A 19,655-nucleotide genomic window follows, 5' to 3' on the forward strand; every position below is an offset into this window, starting at 1 on the left:
GAGTTGGCTTTGGCGTGCGGGCCCGACAACCGCAAAGTCAGCCCCACCAAATGGCGAACCCGCATGCGCCGCGGGCGATGTGAATGGATCCCACCACCCCACCTCGACAACGGTGGACCACGGATCAACGACCACCACCACCCCGAAAACCTCCTGAACCCACACCAGGAGGACGACGAAGGCGGCCCCGACCCCGACTGACAGGTGGACAGCGCACGCGTCCTCCGACCCCGGCTGACGCGAAGACAGTGCGGGCGACCCCGACCCCTGCCTGGCCGGAACGGCGACTGAGCCGTCGGGGTCACCGGGGCCTCCCGGCCAGATCTGCTAGCGGAGCAACCCCCGGCACCCAAGCGGCGACACCCCGGCCCGCCCGTACAACCGGACCGGAAGCACATGGGACACCACGCCGATGGCGCCGCCGAGCATGGGCCACACGGGCCAGAAGTACCAAGCCCCTGCCGACAACCCCACCACCAACCACACGGTGAGGCAGATGAGCACCATGGAGACATAAGCACTGACATGCCAGACGACACCGCGTCGCGCAGCAGCCCTCCGCTGATCGCGGCGCCCCGGGTCCTGCCGGAGCATTCGCCCGAGGGGCAGATCATGAAGCACGCTCTGCAGATCTGCGGTGGTGTCGGCGGCCAGCACCCGACCAGTCCGGTCCTCGTACTCGACCAACGTCAGATATCCCTGCGACATCGCCCGGCCCAGGTGCGCAAGCGCCGATTCGCGCTCCCGATCACCCACCCGCACTCCGCCGTCGACTGTGGCGTTCGACATGAGACCCTCCCGAGGCGTCGCATCACCTTGACACTGTCAATCCAGCGTTAAGGCTGCCACCACAGCTTGACAGTGTCAAGGAATCGCACGGACACTCTTGCCGTGAGCACCACGGAGCGGTCGGTCCGGGAGGCGCTGCTGGAGGCGGCCCGCACCGAACTCGTCGAACACGGCCGTGCGGGCATCAGTCTGCGCGCAGTGGCTCGTCGCGCAGGCGTGTCCCACGCCGCCCCCAAACACCATTTCGGCGACCGTCGAGGATTGCTGACCGCGATCGCCACCGAGGGGTTTGAAGCACTGACCACGAGCCTGCGCGAATCACTGGCTGCGGCGCCCGGCGTCGAAGGCCGGTTGGCAGCGCTGGGCCGCGCGTACGTCGAGTTCGGCCTGCACAACCCGGCGATGTTCGACCTGATGTTCCGACCCACCGAACTGCACACCGACGACCCCGCGCTCACATCCGCACGGCAACGGTCGATCGGCGTGCTCAATGACGCCGTCACGCAGTTGGCGTCCTCGGACACGGCACCCTCCGGCACCGCCGAACTCGCACTGATCAGCTGGGCGCTCGCACACGGCCTGGTCGTACTGGCCCGCGACGGTGCGCTTCAGAACGCCGCGGGAGCCGAGGGCTCCGACCTCACGGTGCCGCTGAACCTCATCGGACTGTTCTCGCAGAGGGTTGCCGACAACTCCCGCTGACCGGCCGAGCGTCCTTGACATTCCCCGGCGGGACGGTCATTGTCATCGTGCATTGCGCATCGCCAGGTCCGGTGGCGAAGGAATTCCCGACTCGGACGCGGTCCCTGAATGCGTGATATCCAAAAATCGGAAATCTCATTTCCGCAGATAAAGCATAAGAAACGGGCCTTCAGACCGGTGCGCTAAGGTGGCCTCACAGCTCAGCGGAGTAACGTCATTCTCAAGCCGTGGCCCGCACGACCGGAGCCCACGAGGGCATCAAGCCGACATCAGGAGAGTGATGGCAGCGAGTTCGACCGACGAGTCGCCCGAAACGGCGCTGTCGCTGGCCGAGCAGGCCGAGGCCGCGGCCGCCGCGGCCGAAGCCGAAGCCGCCGCGGCACGCGCACGCGTTGACGCACTGCTGGACGACCATTTGGAGGGCGCTGACGACTCCGAGATCGCCCTTCTCGACAGCACTGGTCCGCATATCGCGGTCTGGCACGTCATCGTCGCCGCAGCCGCAGCCGTCGCCTTGGTGGCGTTGGTGGCTGCGGGCAGCTTTCTGGTGTGGTCCGGACACAAAGCCGATCAACAGCGCGCCCAGGAGGCCGAGTTCGCGGCCGCCGCGCGCCAGGGTGTCATCAACCTGATGTCACTGAACTTCAATAACGGCGACGCCGACCTGCAGCGCCTGATCGACAGCACCACCGGCGAGTTTCGTGCGGACTTCGAGAAGAGCAGAGACTCCTTCAAGGCAGTCATGAACGAGTCGAAGGTGGTCACCGAGGCTAATGTGCGCGCCACGGCGGTCGAGAAGATGACCGACGACACCGCGACTGTCCTCGTGGCGGCCACCTCGCAGGTCTCCAATACGGCGGGTAAGCAGCAGCAACCCCGCGCCTGGCGACTCAGTATCGACGTCGCACGGGACAATGGCCAGATCAAGATGTCGAAAGTGGAGTTCGTACCGTGAGCACCGACCATGATGATCTCGCCAAAGATGCCGAGACGGACGTGAAGATCGCCGACGAGACCGTAGCCGACACCGAAGTGGCCGACACCGAGGCAGCAGACGCCGCGGTGACCGCCGAGACGGACGACGCCGAAGCGACCACCGACACCGAAGCCACCGACACGAGCAACCCCGAAGGCACTGTGACCGCCGAATCTCGCCGCAACCTCGGTGTCCTGATCACGGTCGTCTCGCTGGCGGTGCTTCTGGCGGCCTCGGCCGCCGTCACCACCTGGCTGTACTTCACCAGCTACCGGCCCGACCAGAAAGTCGACGCGGCCGCACAGCAGGCCGCACTGGACGCGGCCAAGAGTGGCACCGTGGCCGCCTTGACCTACTCCCCCGAGGAACTCGACAAGGACCTCGAGACCGCCAAGTCGCAGATGACGGGCGACTTCCTGTCGTACTACACGAAGTTCACCGACGAGGTGGTCCGCAAGGCCGTCGCGGACAAGAAGGTGTCGACGACCGCCCAGGTTGTCCGCGCTGCGGTCTCCGAGATGGGACCCGAAACCGCGAAGGTCCTGGTGTTCGTCAATCAGGCGACCACGAGCAATGACCGCCCGGACCCGTCGATGGCGGCCAGCAGTGTGCTCGTGACGATGACCAAGGTCGACGGGAAGTGGCTCATCTCGGCCTTCGACCCGGTCTGACCGGGGGGTCACAGAGATCGGCGGAGGAATCGGCGCTGTCGATGATGGCGCGGATCGAGCGCCGGCACCGGCCGCAGTCGGCTCCGGCACCGCACCTCTGCGCGACGTCGTTCGTGGTGCACGCCCCGGCGGCGACCGCGTCAGCAACGGTGTGACTGGTCACGCCGACACAGAGGCACACGTACATGCCGCCGTCCTCAGTCCTCGCCGATCCGCATCATCGAAACGAATTCCCCCAGAAACACCGGCGGATACACGCCGACACCGACGTCCTCCATCCAATCGGGAGCCACATCGTGGCTGCCGATCCAGCGTTCGGCGTTCTCCTCATTGTCGATGTCCTGCAGGACCAGGACCTCATGTGAGTCGTCGAATGCCTTGAAAACCCACACTTTTCGCACGCCGGCGGCCTTGAATCTGGCTTTGGCCGAATGCAGTTCGTTGACGAACAGGGCCGCGTTCTCGACCGAGACGATCGTCGAGACCAGAACGCCGGGCGGATAGTCATCGCCTCGCCCGGTCAGGTCGTAGCGGTCGGCGATCTCACCGGCGAACACCGCGGGGATGTCTTCAACCCCCACGGCGTCGAACCATTCGAAGAACACCCGCGACCGGAGCAGCTCAACCACCGGTTCGCGACTGCGGACGCCGATCATCACGAGCACTCGCCCCTCGTCGTGCAGCGATCGGTACACGAGCACGTGGTGGGCGCCCAGCTGGGCCAGCGCGTCTCTGCGCTTCTCCAGCAGCGGCCCGACACGGGATGGGTCAGGAATGCGGTAGTCCGAGGCGATCACCATCGAGTGTCGGTACACCTCGGCGATGTTCACCGAAGTTGATCCTTCATCACCTTGCCGCTTGCGTTCAGCGGCAACGAGTCGAGGAAGACGACGGACCTTGGCACCTTGTACCCCGCCATCCGCTCTCGGCTCCACTCGATCAACTCTGCCTCAGTGACCTCCTCGCGCGCACCCTTCAACACGACGAAGGCCCGGCCGACCTGGCCCATGCGCTCGTCGGGAACGCCGATGACGGCGGCCTGCGCGACGCTCGGATGCTCCAGCAGGAAGTCCTCGATCTCGGCGGGGTACGCGTTGAACCCGCCGACGATGAACATGTCCTTCTTGCGGCCGATGATGCGAAGGCGACCCGACGCGTTGATCTCGCCGAGATCGCCGGTGTGCAGCCACCCCTCGGGATCGATCGCCTCGGCCGTGGCCGCTGGATCGTCGAGGTAGCCCTGCATCACGCTGTAGCCGCGGACCAGCACCTCACCATCGTCGGCTATGCGCACCTCGATTCCGGCGCACGGCACGCCGACGGTGGTGGCGATGTCTTCGAAGGAGTCGCCTGGCCGTGACAGGGTTGCGGTGCCGCACTCGGTCAGGCCGTACCCTGTGGCGAGCGTCGCAAACGGCAGTTCCTCGTGCACACGCCGGATCAGCTCGACCGGGATGTCGGCCGACCCGGTGACGCCGGCCCGCAGGCTCGCCAGTCGGTTCTTGTCGGGCACCTGCAGCAGCGAGTGGTACAGCGTCGGTGGACCGGGAAGCATCGTGATGCGTTCCCGCTCAACAAGATCCACCACGGCGTCGACGTCGAACACGGGTACGGGGTAGATCGTCGCGCCGCGGATCATCGCAGCGATGCAGCCGGCCTTGAGTCCGAAGGTGTGGAAGAACGGGTTGACGATCAGGTATCGGTCGCCCTCGCGCAGATCCGCGAGATCGCACCACTCCTCGTAGAGGCGCAGGGTCTGCAGGTGGTTCATCATCACACCCTTGGGTCGACCCGTGGTCCCCGAGGTGTAGATGATGTCGGCGATGTCGGTGCCGGCGATCTCCGCTTCATACGGCGCGCCGCTGGACAGGAAATCGGACTTCAGGTCGATCACCGGCACGCCGACCGGTGCCGTGAAGTCCATGCCGAGGAAGCCCTTCTGCACCAGGACAGCCTTGGCCCCACTGCGGGTGATGACATCGGCGGCCTCATCGGCCTTGAACCTCGTGTTGACCGGGACCAGCACGGCCCCGGCGGTCAGGACGCCGAACGCCGCGATGACCCATTCGGCGGAGTTCGGGGCCCAGATCGCGACCCGGTCACCCTTGGCGACGCCCGATTCTCTGACCGCTCCCGCGGCGACGCGGACGCGGTCGACGAGTTCACGGAAAGTCAGGCGCAGCGAACCGTCGACGACCGCCTCGGAATCTCCGAAGCGGTCGCCGACGCTCAAGACCATCTCTGGGATGGTCTGCCACGCACTGCCTGTGCGACTGTCCGTCACACCGTGACGAGGCGACCGAGGTTGCCGCCCATGATCTTCGCCTGATCCTCAAGCGAAAGGTGCTCCAGCGCAGTCACATAGTGAGTGGGCTCGGCCAGACCCTCGGGATGCGGCCAGTCGGAACCGTAGAGCACCTGGTCGACACCGATCAGGTTGATCAGCTCGTCGATGCCCTCCTCATAGAAGGGGCTGACGAAGATGCGGTTCTTGATCTCCTCCATCGGATTGCCCAGGAACGCCTCGGGGGCCTTCTTGTACACCTCGGCCATGGAGTCCAGCAGCGGGAACATCCACTTCGAACCGGCCTCGACGATGCCGACCTTGAGCTTCGGGAAGCGGAACAGCGCGCCGTGAATGACCCATGAGGCCACCGCATCCTGGATCGGACGCCACTCGTTGAGGATCGACATCGCGTTGGTCTGGAACGGCAGCATCTCCTGCGCCGCGCCGTCCCACTCCGAGGTGTAGCGCGAGTAGCCGCTGTCAGACGAGTGCATGCCGACGAAGACGTCGTACTCGACGCACTTCTGCCAGAACGGATCGAACTCCGGCAGGGCGAACGACCGCGGCCCACGGAAGCCGGGCACCGGGGCGGGCCGGACCAGGATGGCGCGTGCACCACGCTTGACCGCCCACTCGAGCTCCTCGATCGCCTTCTCGACGATGGGCAGCGTGATGACCGGGGTGGTGAAGATGCGGTTCTGGTAGTTGAAGCCCCACACCTCGTGCAGCCACTCGTTGAGCGAGTGGATGAGGACGTGGATGGCGACCGGATCGTCGCGCAGCCGCTCCTCGATGAGGCTGGCCAGGGTCGGGAACATGAGCGTGCGGTCGACACCGAGCTCGTTCATGAGCTCGAGGCGCGGCCCGGGCTCGAAGAAGGCCGGAATGGACTTCATGGGCTCACCGAACAGCTCGCGCTTGCTCTTGCCGTCGGGGTTTCCGAACTTGAAGTACTCCTCCCAGGCGCCAGGCTTGGCGACGACGGAGAACGTCGGGTTCGGGATGTAGTTACTGATCTGACCGCGGATGGCGATCTTGGTGCGCCCGTTGACCTCGACGTACTGGACGATGTCCTTGTACTCCTTGGGGAGGTGCGTCAGGAGCGCCTCTGGCGGTTCGTAGAGGTGGTTGTCCGCGTCGAAGAGCGGAAACGGGATGTCGACACGATGCGACAGCTGACCCATGGAATTCTCCTTTCCAGTTCTTGAGAATCATATTCTCAGAGTGCCGTTACCGCAATGACATGGGGTTGGGTTTACGGCACGAAGCCCAGACCCACCTGCGCATCGACCGGCCAACCACGGTGTTATTCTCCTGTTTGGAGAATCCCGATATCACTGTAGGAGAACGCGCTCATGGTCGACCTCGAGCTGCAAGACGGCCTGGCAGTCATCACGATCGACCGCCCCCAGGCCCGCAACGCCATTGCGCCGGAGACCATGGATCAGCTCGACGAGGCGTTGGACCGGGCTCGCGACGCGCTGGCCCTGGTGATCCGCGGGGGCGGAGACCGCGCGTTCGTCTCCGGCGGAGACCTCAAGGAACTGGCCAAGCTGCGCACTGTGGAACAGGCCGCCGACATGGCTCGACGGATGCGTGGGATCTGCGATCGCATCGCGGCCTTCCCCGGTCCCGTCATCGCGGCGTTGAACGGGCACGCTCTCGGCGGCGGCGCCGAAGTCGCCGTGGCGGCCGACATCCGCATCGCCGCCGACGACATCAAGATCGGCTTCAACCAGGTGTCGTTGGCGATCATGCCGGCCTGGGGCGGCGCGGAACGACTGGCCGCACTCGTCGGCCGCGGGCGCGCCCTGCTTCTGGCCGGCAGCGGCACGATTCTGGACGCCGCGGGAGCCGCGCGCGTCGGCCTGGTCGATCAGGTGGTCCCGCGCGCCGCGTTCGACGAGACCTGGCGCTCGGTCGCGCGGTCGCTGACCAACCGCCCCGCCGGTGACATCAAACGCGTCATCGGCGGCGCCACACCCGCCGAGGCCATCGACGCATTCGCCAACCTGTGGGTCCACGACGACCACTGGGCCGCCGCCGACAAGGTGCTGTCCGCCAAGAAGTGACTCGGGCCGTCAGGACTTCTCGGCGTCCTCGGCTGCGTCGTCGTCCTCGAGCAGGGCGGCGTGCCGCCAGTCGTCGGGCAGCTGCCGCGGGCCCTCGAGGTAGGTGAGCCACTTGTCGGCGAAGGCGCGGGTCTCCTGATGGCCCAGCGTCATGCCGAGGAACTCCTCCTGGACCAGCACCTGGGTGGCACCGGTCATCAGCACCATCAGCACCGTCGGGGTGAACTCCTCGAACGGGACGTTGTATCGGGCCATCGCCGCGGTCAGCGTCTTGATGGTCTCCCGCCGGAAGATCTCGGCGTACTTGGCGATCTCGGCCATCAACACCTTGCGGTGGTTGGCCAGCGCGATGAACTCCATCGTCATGGCCGTACCCGCGGGATCGGTGTTGAGCTCCCATAGGGCCCACAGCGGCTGTGAGGAGTTCAGCGCGGCCTTCTGATGGCGTTTCAACTGTTCGGCGCGACGCCGGAACAGTTCCAGGAACAGGTCGTCCATCGTGCGGAAGTAGTAGTGCACGAGCTGCGGCTTGAGGCCGGCCTTCTCGGCCACCCGGCGCGACGTGACGGCCGCATAGCCCTCGTCGCGCATCAGCTCCTCGGCGGCATTGAGCAGCACCACGCGATTCTTCGCATCCGGCGCGCCGAGCCTGCGCGAGGTGCTGGCCGGGGTTGCCATCAACTGTCGCCTCCGTCTTTCGTGACCGGGCCATGGTACTGCCGGTCCCGCTTCCTTGACCGTGCGCTGGACCACATGCTAAGCAAGTGCTCAGCATATGTCAGCCCATTGCAGGAGGTTCGTGTTGCCCGAAACCGATCACACGTCCGCATACGACACGATCGACTACTTCACGGACCCCTCCCTGGTCCCCGACCCCTACCCGTACTTCGACCACCTGCGGTCGAAGTGCCCGGTCCTGCCGACGTCGAACTACGGCGTCGTCGCTGTGACGGGCCACGAGGAGGCGTCGGTCGTGTACAAGGACGCCGAGCTGTATTCCTCCTGCATCGCGGTGGGTGGGCCGTTTCCGCCGCTGCCGTTCACGCCCGAGGGCGCTGACATCTCCGAGCAGATCGAGGCGCACCGCAGCGAGCTGCCGATGAGCGAGCACATGGTCACCATGGACCCGCCGCAGCACTCCCGTGCCCGCTCGCTGCTCAATCGGCTCCTGACGCCCAAGCGGCTCAAGGAGAACGAGGAGTTCATGTGGCGGCTCGCCGACGAACAGCTTGACGAGATCATCGGCAGCCAGACCGGCACCGTGAAATGCGAGTTCCTCTCCGAGTACGCCAAACCGTTCTCGCTTCTGGTGATCGCCGACCTGCTCGGCGTCCCCGAAGAGGATCACGAGGAGTTCCGCACCATGCTCGGCGCACCGCGCCCGGGTGCCAACGTGGGCTCGTTGGCGGGCGAAACCCTCGACCACAACCCGCTGGAATGGCTTGAGAACAAGTTCTGCGCCTACCTCGAGGACCGCCGCGCCAACCCGCGCGACGACATCCTCACGGGCTTGGCGACGGCCAAGTACCCCGAAGGCGACACCCCGGAGATCATTGACGTCGTCAAGAGCGCGACGTTCCTGTTCGCCGCCGGCCAGGAGACCACCACGAAGCTGCTCAGCGCGTCGATGCGGCTGCTCGCCGAGCGACCCGACGTGGTGGAGCGCCTGCGCGGCGACCGCAGCCGGATCCCGAACTTCGTCGAGGAGATGCTGCGGATGGAGAGCCCGGTCAAATCGGCGTTCCGGTTGGTCAAGAAGGACACCACGCTCGGTGACGTCGAACTCAAGGCCGGCACGGTGGTGATGGTCAATCCCGGTGCCATCAACCGGGATCCGCGTCGATTCGACGATCCACACGAATTCGACTTCGAGCGCCACAACGTACGCGAGCACTTGGCGTTCGGCCGCGGCGCGCACTCCTGCCCGGGTGGTCCGCTGGCCCGAGTCGAGGGACGCGTGTCCGTCGAACGGATCCTCGACCGGATGACCGACATCCGTCTCGACGAGGACAAGCACGGTCCTGAGGGGGCCCGGACGTTCACCTACGAGCCGACGTTCATTTTGCGCGGTCTCACCGAGATCAACATCGAGTTCACGCCGAAGTCCGTCGACGCCCCCGGCGTCTGAGATCCCGACAGAAAGCAGCCTGTGACCACCACCGCCGCTGAGGTCTACTACGACCCCTACGATCTGGAACTGAACAAGGATCCGTATCCGATGTTCGCCAGGATCCGCGAAGAGGCGCCGCTGTACTACAACGCGCAGCACGACTTCTACGCATTGAGCCGGTTCGACGACGTCAATAAGGCTCTCATCGACCACGAGACCTTCATCTCCGGCAAGGGCGCGCTGCTGGAGATCATCAAGTCGGGCATGGACATCCCGCCGGGCACCCTGATCTTCGAGGATCCCCCGGTTCACAACATCCACCGAAACCTGTTGTCGCGCATGTTCACCCCCCGCAAGGTGCTGGCGCTGGAGCCCAAGATCCGCGAGTTCACCGCGGCCTGCCTGGATCCGGTCGTCGGTTCGGGCCGATTCGACTTCGTGAACGATCTCGGCGAGCAGATGCCGATGCGCGTCATCGGAATGCTGCTCGGCATCCCCGAAGCCGACCAGCGGCACATCACCGACCACGGTGAAGCCACCCTGCAGAAGGAGAAGGTCGACGCCCTCGCGACGGGTGAGGTCTTCGCCGAATTTCTCGACTGGCGGGCCGAGCACCCGTCCGACGACATCATGACCGACCTGCTCAACGCCGAGTTCGAGGACGAGACGGGCACCGTTCGCACACTTCGGCGCGAGGAGCTCCTGCTCTACCTGACCGTCATCGCGACGGCGGGCGCCGAGACCACGACCCGGCTGATCGGCTGGGCCGGCAAGATCTTGGCCGAACATCCCGAGCAGCGCGCCGATCTGGTCGCCAATCCCGACCTCATCCCCGCGGCCGTCGAGGAGATCCTTCGCTTCGAACCGCCCGCCCTGCAGGTCGCGCGCTACGTCACCAAGGATGTCGAATATCACGGCCAGACGCTGCCCGCGGACAACGCGGTCCTGCTGCTGATGGCCGCCGCGAACCGGGACCCGCGCCGGTTCCCGCCCAACGGCGACGTGTTCGACATCCACCGGGAAGCCCGCCAGCACATCACCTTCGGCGCGGGAACCCACTTCTGCATGGGCAATGCGCTGGCCCGGCTCGAGGGCAGGATCGCGCTCGAGGAGATCCTCAAGCGCTTTCCGGAATGGGAAGTCGACTACGACAACGCCGAGATGTCCCCCACCACCGCAGTCCGCGGCTGGGCGTCGATGCCCACCCGTATCGCCTGACCACTGAAAGAGGAGACAATGACAGGACGACTCGAAGGCAAGATCGCCTTCGTCACGGGTGCCGCCCGTGGCCAGGGCCGCAGCCATGCGGTGCGGTTGGCCGAGGAGGGCGCCGACATCATCGCGGTCGACATCTGTAAGCCGATCCGGCCCGGTGTGGAGACCGCGATCCCCGCGTCCACGCCGCAAGATCTTGCCGAAACCGCCGATATGGTCAAGGGTTTGAACCGCCGCATCGTCACGGCCGAGGTCGACGTGCGTGATTTCGACGCGGTCAAGGCCGCCGTCGACAGCGGCGTCGAACAGCTTGGCGGGCTGGACATCATCGTCGCCAACGCGGGGATCGGCAACGGCGGCGACGTCCTGCACGAGACCAGCGATCAGGACTGGGACGAGATGATCGACATCAACCTCTCCGGGGTGTGGAAGTCGGTCAAGGCCGCGGTGCCGCACATCATCGCCGGCGGCAGGGGCGGATCGATCATCCTGACCAGTTCGGTCGGCGGCCTGAAAGCCTACCCGCACTGCGGTAACTACATCGCCGCCAAGCATGGGGTCGTCGGCTTGATGCGGACCTTCGCAGTCGAGTTGGGACAGCACATGATTCGGGTCAACTCGGTGCACCCGACCCACGTCGCGACGCCCATGCTGCACAACGAGGGCACGTTCAAGATGTTCCGGCCCGATCTGGAGAACCCGGGCCCAGACGATATGGCACCGATCTGCCAGATGTTCCACACGCTGCCGATCCCGTGGGTGGAGGCCCGCGACATCAGCAACGCGGTGCTGTTCCTGGCCTCCGACGAGGCCCGCTACGTCACCGGTGTGACGCTCCCCGTCGACGCGGGCAGCTGCCTGAAGTAGAGAGCCGCCGAATGCGAGCCGGGGGTACGGGAGGGCTCCCGGCTCGCTGACCTCTGACCGATGGGCCAGGACCGGATAGCTCGACGATCTCGGCAGTCTGGCCCGTGCCGGCGCAGCGCGAACTAGAGTCCGCCGCATGGACACCTTCACCGGACGTGGCGTGGTGATCACCGGCGGCGCCAGCGGCATCGGCTACGCCTGCGCGCGGGAGTTCGCCGGCCGAGGAGCCAGGCTGGTGCTCGCCGACCGAGAGACCACCGCGCTCGATGAGGCGGTCGCGGCCCTGACGGCCGAAGGGCACGAGGTGTACGGGGTGCCGTGCGACGTGAGTAACGTCGACGCGGTCAACCACCTCGCCGACGAGGCCTTCGGGCTGCTCGGTTCCGTGCACGTCGTCTTCAACAACGCGGGGGTGGCGATCGACGGGCCCATCGCGGCCATGACGCACGACGACTGGCACTTCGTGCTCGACGTCGACCTGTGGGGACCGATCCACGGCGTCGAAGCCTTCCTGCCACGCCTCATCGACCAGCGTGAAGGTGGTCATCTGCTGTTCACGGCCTCCTTCGCCGGCCTGGTCCCGAATGTCGGCCTCGGCGCCTACTGTGTCGCCAAGTACGGTGTGGTCGCGCTGGCTGAGGTGTTGTCCCGGGAGCTCAAGGACTCCGGGCTCGGAGTTTCGGTGCTGTGCCCGATGATGGTGGGCACCAACCTGTTTTCGACCTCGGCACGCGCGCGCGGGTACGACGCGCCCGATCAGCTCATCGAGGGCGAGGGCGTGCTCGACGTCGCCGAGGTCGCTCGACTGACCGCCGAGGCCGTGCTCGCCGACCGTCTGTATGTGCTGCCGCACGAGGCGGCGCGCCAGTCCGTCCAGCGTCGGTTCGACCGTATCGACTCGACCTTCGACGCCCAGGCCGCCGACGGCTGGCGGCACTGACTCAGCGGGCGGCCTTCTTACGTCCGCCCATCGCGGGTTCGGTGCCGATCACACCGTCAGTCTCGAGTTCGGCGATCTCGGCGTCGGTGAGTCCGAGTTCGCGCAGGATCTCGCGGTTGTGCTCGCCGAGCAGCGGTGCGGGTGTGCGATGCGCCCGACCCGGCCCCGTCGACAGCCGCACCGGCATCGTGCTGTGCGGGGCAGCGCGGTTGACCGGGTGTTCGACCGTTTCGAAGAACCCGCGGTGCGCCAACTGCGGGATCTCGGTCTGGCGGTGCGGCTGAAGCACCTTCGCGACAGGAACCCCTGCGGCCCAGAGTGTCTCGACAACGTCGTCGGCCGTGCGGGATCGGCACCACGCCGCCAGGTTCTCGTCGAGCAGGTCGTGGTGTCCCCGGCGGCCGGCAGCGGTGTCCAACTGCGGGTCCATGGCCCACTCCGGTGACCCGAGGGCCCCGCGCAGGGCGATCCACTGGTCATCGGTGGCCACCGCGACGGCAACCCACGTGTCGTCCCGGCCGAACTCGTCGATACCGCGGACCTGGTAGATGTTCTGCGGGGCCGCCGCCGGACCGCGGTTGCCCGCGCGCTGCAGAAGTGCGCCGTGTGCGCTGTATTCGATCACCTGCTCGGCGGCGATGTTGAGGGCGGCGTCGACCATCGCGGCCTCGACGAGCACACCCTCCCCGGTGCGGCGCCGATGTTCGAGCGCCAGCAGCAGCGCGGTGAGCGCGTGGATTCCCGCGTTGGGATCACCCACCGAGTACGGCTCGTACGGTGTGCGGTCCGGATAGCCGGTCAGCCAACTCAGTCCCGCGGCGTCCTCGATGATGTAGGCGAACGCGGGATTGTCCCGCCATGGCCCGTCGAGGCCGAAGCCCGGCATCCGCACCATGACGATGTCGTCGCGCAGTTCTCGGACGTGCTCGAAACTCAGCCCGAGTTGGTCGATGACCCGAGGCGTGAAGTTCTCGACGATCACATCGCACGTCGGGATCAACCTGTTGAGCAGATCCCGGCCGGCCTCCGTCTGGAAGTCCAGCGTCACGCTCAACTTGTCGGTGTTGAGCCCCGAGAAGATGGGCGACCGCTCCCACCACTGCGGTTCGCTGACCGGGATCCCGGCGATCAGGCGTGTGCCGTCGGGCCGCGGCGTCGACTCCAGGTGGATGACCTCGGCGCCGAGCATCGCCAGGATGTGTGTGCATGACGGACCCGCCCAGAACGTGGTCATGTCGAGTACGCGAAGACCCTGGAACGGCAGAGGATTCGGCGCCACCGACCGCGGCGGAGACGGCGCCGAACCCGCGGCCCGGTGGATCTCGGTGTGCTCGCCCAGCACGGGCGCGGCCGCCGGCGCCCGCAGTTCCACGCCGTGCAGGCGGTAGGGATGGGTGGGCTGCAGGAATCCGTCGCGAGGATTGCGGGTGAAGCTGCCGCGTTCCTGGAAGTGGTCCATCGAGACGACGTTCTCGCCGTTGCCCACCGGCGCGTTGGGGATGCGGAATGCCGACGCGAGATCGCGCACGTCGTCGACCGATTCGCCGCGCAGCCACTCGAAGAGTTCGTCGGCGTGCAGGTTGGCCTGCTCGGTGATCGTCAGCGTGGCGTCCTCGTCGATCCACTCCTGATGCCCCGACATGGCACACAGGTCGAACCACTGCTGCGCGGTGCCGCACCCGAGCGCCACCAGTCCATCGGCGGCCTGCGCCACCCCGGGCACGGTGGGCCTGCGCTCGGTCCGCCACGGCCGGCCCAGCATCTCGAAATAGGTGACGGGATAGTAGGTCAGTCCGAGGATCTGAGCCTCGAGCATCGACAGGTCGACCAGCCGGCCACCTCCCCCGGCCCGCGCGGCAAGGGTGAACGCGGCGGCATAGGCCCCGGCGATCCAGTCTCCGACCTGACCTCCGACGTGCGCGGGCGCGCGGTGCTGTTCCCCCCGGCCGATCCCCAGCACCCCGCCAGACCACGCCTGCAGCGTGAATTCAGTTGCCGCGCGCTCACTCCACGGTCCATCGAGGCCGAACGGCGTGATGGCGGTGACCACCAGGTGCGGGTGGCGGGCGTGCAACTGGCGCGGGTCCAGGACAGGCAGCCCGGTCAGGGACGAACCCGGTGACCAGATCACCGCGTCGGCTCCGGCCAGCAGTCGATCCAGCAGAGCAAGGTCATCCGCGGCGGCCGGGTCCACCACGACGCTGTGTTTGCCGCCGGCGAGGAAGCTGAACAGCGGGCCACCGGCCTCGGCATCCACCTGGGCACCGGAGGCCGACCACGCACGCAGCGGATCCCCCTCGGGCCCCTCCACTTTGATGACGTGGGCGCCCCCATCGGCCAGCAGCCTGGTGCAATACCCCCCGGCGATTCCCGAGGACAGATCGACGACGGTGACGCCGTCAAGCGGTGCGGTCATAGCGGTCAGGGCTTCGCGCGGTTCTTCTTGCTCAGACGGAACTCCGGCGGGAACTTACTGTCGTTGTCGTTCACCGCGGCCGACAGTCCGCTGTCGATCGACTCGAACATGTCGAGGTCGTCGTCGCTGTCGTTGGCAACCCCGTTGCCCATCGACTCGAAGAACGCGCTCAGCAGGCTGCCCATGTACTCACCCTGCTGCTGCTTGAAGATCTCGAAGAACATCTTCTGCTGGAACACGGTGTCCACCGGGCGGTTACGGCTGCAAGCCACCGCGTACTTCTGCACCTCGTCCTCGAGCTCGTCGCGTGGTACGACCTTGTTCAGGAAATTGCAGTCGTACATCTCGGCGGCCGTGAACGGGCGTCCGGTGAACACCATCTCCTGGAACTTGCGCAGCCCCATCATCTGCACCCAGGTCCACATCCGCGGGCCCCACCCGTGGTACCGGAAGGACGGGTGCCCGAAGAGCGCATCGTCGCTGGAGATCACCAGATCCGCATCCGCGCACTGGTAGAAATGCCAGCCGTAGCAGTACCCCTTGGCCTCAACGATGCTGATCTTCTTGAAATCCTGCAGCGCCCGGTTGCCGGCCTGGGAGTTGGCGTACCAGGACGAGATCGTGGCGCCGTTGCGGAAGGTTCCCTTCGGCGGGTAGGTCACCTCGCCGACGCCGTCATCCTCCAACCGGAGTTCGGCCAGGCGCGCCGACGGATTGTCATTGCCCTCCATGAACTCCGGCAGGTCGGCCCCGCTGCCCAGGTTGTCCCCGACGCCGCGGATGATGACCACCTTCACGTCGTTGTCCGCGTTCGCGGCGCGCAGCACGTCGGCATAGCGCAGGCGGGCCATCGACGTCGGCGCGTTCAGGAACTCCGGACGGTTGAACGTGATGGTGGCGATCTTGGTCTTGGGATCCTTCTCGTAGAGGATGATCTCCTCCGGCGTTGGCCGATCGACCATCAACGGACTCCTTTGCAACAGTGGGTCATTGAACAGGCGGTGGACCCGGGCTCAGCCCAGCGCGGCGGCACCGCTGATCGACGGCGTCTCGGTCAGCACCCGCGGTCCGTCGGCGCCGATCACCACGGCGTCACGCGTGAACACCGCGCCGAGGCCCTGCTCCCACACGTATCCGGTCAGCGCAAGCACCATGCCCTCCTCGAGGATGTCGGCCTCGGCCGTGGCCCGCAGGTGGGGCGAGACCACCGGAGGATCGAAGCCCAGCCCGAGTCCGTGCGCGACGGGCATCGCCGGGATCGGCTCGCCCGCCTGCTCGTAGGCGTCGAGCAGTGCACTGGCCGCCTCACCCGGTCGGCACGCGTCGAGCAGCCTGTCCCACAGGTCATCCCGCCGCCGGTACAGCGCGCGCACGGCGTCCGTCGGTTCACCGACGTACAGCGTGCGGGCCACCTCGCCGACATAACCGTCGGCGAGCACACCCGCCGACAGGGCCACCAGGTCGCCCTCGCGCACCCTGCCGTCGCCCGAAACGCGGCGCCACGGATGCTCGGTGGAGGTCACCCATGCCGCATCCTGGGTGGCCGGGGTGCTCACACCGCCGGCGGCCTCGGCTTCCAACAGGGCCGCGGCCAGCGCCTGTTCGGTGGTTCCCGGTGCCAGTTCGGCGGCGGCCTTGGCCAGACCCTCTTCGGCGACCCGCAACGCATGGCCCAGTGCGTCGATCTCCTCCGGCGTCTTGACCCGCCGCGCGGCCCGCATCGCCTGCTCACCATCGACGAGTTCGGCCTGCGGGAAAGCCATGGGCAACAGCTTGGCGAAAGTGGGTGTCAGCGCGTCTGTTCCGACGCGGCGCGCGGTGTCGGCGCCCCTGATGTTCTGCAGCACACCGATCAGCGTCATCGGGTTCCACGCCAGGCCGTACAGGTTCTCGTGCGGGATCTCCTCGGGGATGCCCTCGTCCCACGTGCTGTTCAGATGGATCTCACCGGTGGAGCGGACGAAGGTGCAGATCGGCCCGAAGGGCCGGGTTCCCACGACCCACAACTGCGGTGCCCCGGAGATGTAGCGGACGTTGGCCTGCCTGCCGAGCACCAGCACATCGAGGTCGTGGGCCTCCATCTGGGCCAGGGCGCGTGCCCGACGGCTGAAACGCAGTGCGCGGCCGTCGGCCTCGATCTCAATTCCCACTGGTCACCTCATAGGGGTCGTACGGATACGCGGTGAGTGGCATCCAGCCGCCCTCGGTGACCACGACGATCTCCTCGCCGCGATAGCCGCCGGTGCCGTCCTGCCACACCACCGGTTCGAACACCAACAGCATGCCGACTGGGAAGACGAAGCTGTCGTCCCATTCCTGGCCGAGATCTGTTCCGATCATCGGCATCTCGGCCGCACTGGTGCCGATGCCGTGGCCCAGGTAGAAGTGCGGGAGCCACGGCTTGCGGCCGCCCGCGGCCGCGGTGGCGGCACGGCCCAGGTCACCACAGGTCGCGCCGGCCCTGGTCACCGAAAGCACCGCGTCGACGATCGCGCGCCACTTGTCGAACTGTTCCTGCTGCGCCGGGGTCGGGTCCTGCCCGACGATCCAGGTGCGCCCGTGATCCGAGCAGTAACCGTGGTAGGCGATGGACACGTCGGTCCAGAGCACGTCGCCCTGGGCGACCTCGCGTTCGGTGGTCAGCAGCGGCAGGGCCAGGTCCCCGGTGGTGGTCCAGGCGCCCTCGGCCCGCGATGCGGGCATGACCTGCCAGATCGAGTCGAACATGTTGGTTGTGGCGCCGAGTTCGAATGCGCGGCGGACGAATTCAGCCGAGAGATCGATCTGGCGCACGCCCGGCACCAATGACTTCTGAATCTCCGCGACAGCCTGCTCGGTGATCTGGGTGGCGCGGCGAAGACAGGAGATCTGGTCCTTCGTCTTGACCAGTTTGGCCGCGCCCACCACGGGTGCGGCGTCCACTGGTGCACCACCGGGGAACAGCGCACCGCCGGCCCGGCGCATCGCCCCGGTCAACTCGTCGACCGCGATGGTCGCGCCGGCGCGCACCAGACCTGCCAGGACCTTCGCGAAATCCCCCACGCCCTCGTCGAACTCGAGATACACCGGGCCGTGCAGGTGGTCGTCCGGCAGGCCGGACTCCATCGCCGCGCCCTCACGGAAGGGCAGGAAAAGATGGGGGTGCACGTCGTCGGCGAGGACGACCGCCACCGGGCGTTCGACGTGGGACAGTCCCGCGTCGGCGAGCGGCCAACTGATGCCGGTGGCGTACATGACGTTGCTGTTCCCGAGCAGCACCAGGGCGTCGACGCCCTGGTCGGCCATCGCGGCGTGCAGGCGTTCCCCGACATCGCGGCGCAACCGGGCGAAGTCGGGCTCGGTGGGGATGTCGAGCCACGTCAGGCCCGTACGGGCGATCTGCGTGACACCGCCGTGAGCGAATGTCGTCACAGCAGCCCCAGGAACTTCTGGATGTTGGTTGACACGATCTTGGTCGCATCCTCGGGGCCGACCGCGTCCACCACCGTGGCCAGCGACTTTTCCGAGTATCCGAAGGTGCTCTCGTTGTGCGGGTAGTCACTGGACCACATCACGTTGTCGACGCCGATCTCGTCGATCAGCCGGAGTCCCAGCGGGTCGACCATGAACGACGCGCTCATGTGGTTGTCCCAGTAGTGCCGGACATCGTGCTGCAGTTGGTGGTTGAACATGTGCTGGTAGGAGGCCAGCATGTGTTCGGCATCCTGCAGTGCGGTTGGCACCCAGGCGATTCCACCCTCGAACCAGCCGATCTTGAGTTGCGGGTGTCGGTCCAGGATGCCGGAGAACACGTACTTTGCGAACTGCTCGCGGAACGAGTCGACGTTGACCATCATGCCGACGACGACGCTGTTGTTCTCACACGGCGTCTTCGGGGGCGTCTCGCCGATGTGGTGGCTGACGGGGATTCCCGACGCCTCGATCTCATCCCAGACCGCGTCCATCGAGGTGCTGCCGTAGTCGTAGATGTTGCCCTCGTCGTCCTTGCCCGGATTCAGGGGGAGCAGGAACGTCCGCAGGCCCAGCGACTTCAGCTCCTCGAGGGTGCTGCGCGCACCCAACGGATCCCACCAGTTGATCAGCCCGACGCCGTAGAAGTGCCCATTGGACTCCTCCTGCAGGGCCGCGATGTGCTCGTTGTAGATTCGGAAGACCCGTTCCCGCAGTGCTTTGTCCGGGTAGTGGAACAGCGCGAGCACGGCATTGGGGAACGCCAGCTCCTTGTCGATGCCATCCTCTTTGAGTTCGCGGATGCGCGCGGCGATGTTGTTCGACGCCGCGCCCGCGAGATCGTCGTACTGCATGAGGACCCGGCCGAAATCCCCGCCGGTCCAGGCCTTGCCCTTCATGCCCACCATGTAGGCGCCGTCCTCGTACCAGATCCGCGGCGCGGCGCCCTTGAGCTCCTCGGGAAAACGCTCGTAGAAGATGTCGTCGGCCACCGAGATGTGGTTGTCGGCCGAGAACACCTCGGTGCCCGCGGGCAGACCGCAGTCGCCGACGGCATGCCCGCGGCGGTTCTTCGGCGCGCCGAATCCGCCGGGTGGATACAGGGTGGCGGCACTGGATCGAGTGGACATCGTTGACCTTCCGTCCTTCCGGTTGGCGTT

19 protein-coding genes and 1 pseudogene are annotated in these 19,655 nt (G+C 66.6%); 9 read left to right on the plus strand and 11 right to left on the minus strand.

Annotation, left to right across the window (positions count from 1 at the left end; all coding sequences use genetic code 11):
• A pseudogene (locus A5727_RS28180) lies at positions 1-201 on the plus strand (HNH endonuclease signature motif containing protein); the annotation flags it as partial.
• Positions 202-327: 126 nt separating this feature from the next.
• Here A5727_RS28180 and A5727_RS14400 read toward each other — a convergent pair.
• Positions 328-789, minus strand: a complete 462-nt coding sequence (locus A5727_RS14400) for a DUF1707 domain-containing protein (protein WP_068250331.1) — start codon at positions 787-789, stop codon at positions 328-330.
• 102 nt (positions 790-891) lie between these two features.
• Here A5727_RS14400 and A5727_RS14405 point away from each other — a divergent pair, with 102 nt between their 5' ends.
• The 3 genes from A5727_RS14405 to A5727_RS14415 all read left to right on the plus strand — a co-directional run bounded on the left by A5727_RS14405 (position 892) and on the right by A5727_RS14415 (position 3,138).
• The gene (locus A5727_RS14405; protein ID WP_068250335.1) at positions 892-1,491 is read left to right on the plus strand and encodes a TetR/AcrR family transcriptional regulator; all 600 of its coding nucleotides are present in this window, start codon (positions 892-894) and stop codon (positions 1,489-1,491) included.
• Positions 1,492-1,771: 280 nt separating this feature from the next.
• The gene (locus A5727_RS14410; protein ID WP_068250338.1) at positions 1,772-2,446 is read left to right on the plus strand and encodes an Rv1363c family protein; all 675 of its coding nucleotides are present in this window, start codon (positions 1,772-1,774) and stop codon (positions 2,444-2,446) included.
• Complete coding sequence (locus A5727_RS14415) at positions 2,443-3,138, plus strand: Rv1363c family protein (RefSeq protein ID WP_157521388.1); 696 nt, start codon at positions 2,443-2,445, stop codon at positions 3,136-3,138. The genes A5727_RS14410 and A5727_RS14415 overlap by 4 nt, the downstream gene beginning before the upstream one ends.
• On the opposite strand, the gene A5727_RS27010 is transcribed toward A5727_RS14415, so the two are convergent.
• Genes A5727_RS27010 through A5727_RS14430 form a run of 4 tightly spaced genes read right to left on the minus strand, consistent with a single transcriptional unit; the run spans position 3,113 to position 6,609 of the window.
• Positions 3,113-3,325 carry a (2Fe-2S)-binding protein gene (locus A5727_RS27010; RefSeq protein ID WP_082949817.1) on the minus strand — a complete coding sequence of 71 codons (213 nt, stop codon included), beginning with the start codon at positions 3,323-3,325 and terminating at the stop codon, positions 3,113-3,115. The genes A5727_RS14415 and A5727_RS27010 overlap by 26 nt on opposite strands.
• A gap of 10 nt (positions 3,326-3,335) precedes the next feature.
• Positions 3,336-3,938 carry a fatty-acid--CoA ligase gene (locus A5727_RS14420; protein ID WP_502687682.1) on the minus strand — a complete coding sequence of 201 codons (603 nt, stop codon included), beginning with the start codon at positions 3,936-3,938 and terminating at the stop codon, positions 3,336-3,338.
• Positions 3,939-3,964: 26 nt separating this feature from the next.
• Complete coding sequence (locus A5727_RS14425) at positions 3,965-5,377, minus strand: FadD3 family acyl-CoA ligase (protein ID WP_068250344.1); 1,413 nt, start codon at positions 5,375-5,377, stop codon at positions 3,965-3,967.
• A gap of 41 nt (positions 5,378-5,418) precedes the next feature.
• Positions 5,419-6,609, minus strand: coding sequence for an amidohydrolase family protein (locus A5727_RS14430; protein ID WP_068250347.1), 1,191 nt, complete (start codon positions 6,607-6,609; stop codon positions 5,419-5,421).
• 171 nt (positions 6,610-6,780) lie between these two features.
• On the opposite strand from A5727_RS14430, the gene A5727_RS14435 reads away from it, so the two are divergent.
• A complete protein-coding gene (locus tag A5727_RS14435) occupies positions 6,781-7,497 on the plus strand; it encodes an enoyl-CoA hydratase/isomerase family protein (protein WP_068250350.1) in 717 nt (238 codons plus the stop codon).
• Positions 7,498-7,506: 9 nt separating this feature from the next.
• Here the strand turns inward: A5727_RS14435 and A5727_RS14440 are convergent, their stop codons facing one another.
• Complete coding sequence (locus A5727_RS14440; protein WP_068250353.1) at positions 7,507-8,175, minus strand: TetR/AcrR family transcriptional regulator; 669 nt, start codon at positions 8,173-8,175, stop codon at positions 7,507-7,509.
• A 124-nt stretch (positions 8,176-8,299) separates the two neighbouring features.
• Between A5727_RS14440 and A5727_RS14445 the strand changes: the two genes are divergently transcribed.
• The 4 genes from A5727_RS14445 to A5727_RS14460 all read left to right on the plus strand — a co-directional run bounded on the left by A5727_RS14445 (position 8,300) and on the right by A5727_RS14460 (position 12,629).
• Positions 8,300-9,625 (plus strand): cytochrome P450, encoded by a 1,326-nt coding sequence (locus tag A5727_RS14445; RefSeq protein ID WP_231992079.1) that lies wholly within the window; start codon positions 8,300-8,302, stop codon positions 9,623-9,625.
• 21 nt (positions 9,626-9,646) lie between these two features.
• Complete coding sequence (locus A5727_RS14450; RefSeq protein WP_068250359.1) at positions 9,647-10,825, plus strand: cytochrome P450; 1,179 nt, start codon at positions 9,647-9,649, stop codon at positions 10,823-10,825.
• Positions 10,826-10,843: 18 nt separating this feature from the next.
• Positions 10,844-11,689 carry a mycofactocin-coupled SDR family oxidoreductase gene (locus A5727_RS14455; RefSeq protein ID WP_068250362.1) on the plus strand — a complete coding sequence of 282 codons (846 nt, stop codon included), beginning with the start codon at positions 10,844-10,846 and terminating at the stop codon, positions 11,687-11,689.
• 136 nt (positions 11,690-11,825) lie between these two features.
• Positions 11,826-12,629, plus strand: coding sequence for an SDR family NAD(P)-dependent oxidoreductase (locus A5727_RS14460; RefSeq protein WP_068250365.1), 804 nt, complete (start codon positions 11,826-11,828; stop codon positions 12,627-12,629).
• A gap of 1 nt (position 12,630) precedes the next feature.
• Here the strand turns inward: A5727_RS14460 and A5727_RS14465 are convergent, their stop codons facing one another.
• The 5 genes from A5727_RS14465 to A5727_RS14485 are packed head-to-tail and all read right to left on the minus strand — an operon-like array spanning position 12,631 to position 19,625.
• On the minus strand, positions 12,631-15,045 hold the full coding sequence (locus A5727_RS14465) for a CaiB/BaiF CoA-transferase family protein (RefSeq protein WP_068250368.1): 2,415 nt from the start codon (positions 15,043-15,045) through the stop codon (positions 12,631-12,633).
• Positions 15,046-15,050: 5 nt separating this feature from the next.
• Positions 15,051-16,007 (minus strand): enoyl-CoA hydratase/isomerase family protein, encoded by a 957-nt coding sequence (locus tag A5727_RS14470; protein WP_068250371.1) that lies wholly within the window; start codon positions 16,005-16,007, stop codon positions 15,051-15,053.
• Between the two features lie 51 nt (positions 16,008-16,058).
• Complete coding sequence (locus A5727_RS14475; protein WP_068250374.1) at positions 16,059-17,195, minus strand: M24 family metallopeptidase; 1,137 nt, start codon at positions 17,193-17,195, stop codon at positions 16,059-16,061.
• Positions 17,185-18,456, minus strand: coding sequence for a M24 family metallopeptidase (locus A5727_RS14480; RefSeq protein ID WP_068250377.1), 1,272 nt, complete (start codon positions 18,454-18,456; stop codon positions 17,185-17,187). Before A5727_RS14480 ends, A5727_RS14475 begins: the two co-directional genes overlap by 11 nt.
• Entirely contained in the window at positions 18,453-19,625 is a 1,173-nt protein-coding gene (locus A5727_RS14485) for an amidohydrolase family protein (RefSeq protein WP_068250380.1), read from the minus strand. Before A5727_RS14485 ends, A5727_RS14480 begins: the two co-directional genes overlap by 4 nt.
• Positions 19,626-19,655 lie beyond the last annotated feature (30 nt).

The organism is Mycobacterium sp. ACS4331 (genome assembly GCF_001667265.1).
Taxonomy (GTDB): Bacteria; Actinomycetota; Actinomycetes; order Mycobacteriales; family Mycobacteriaceae; genus Mycobacterium.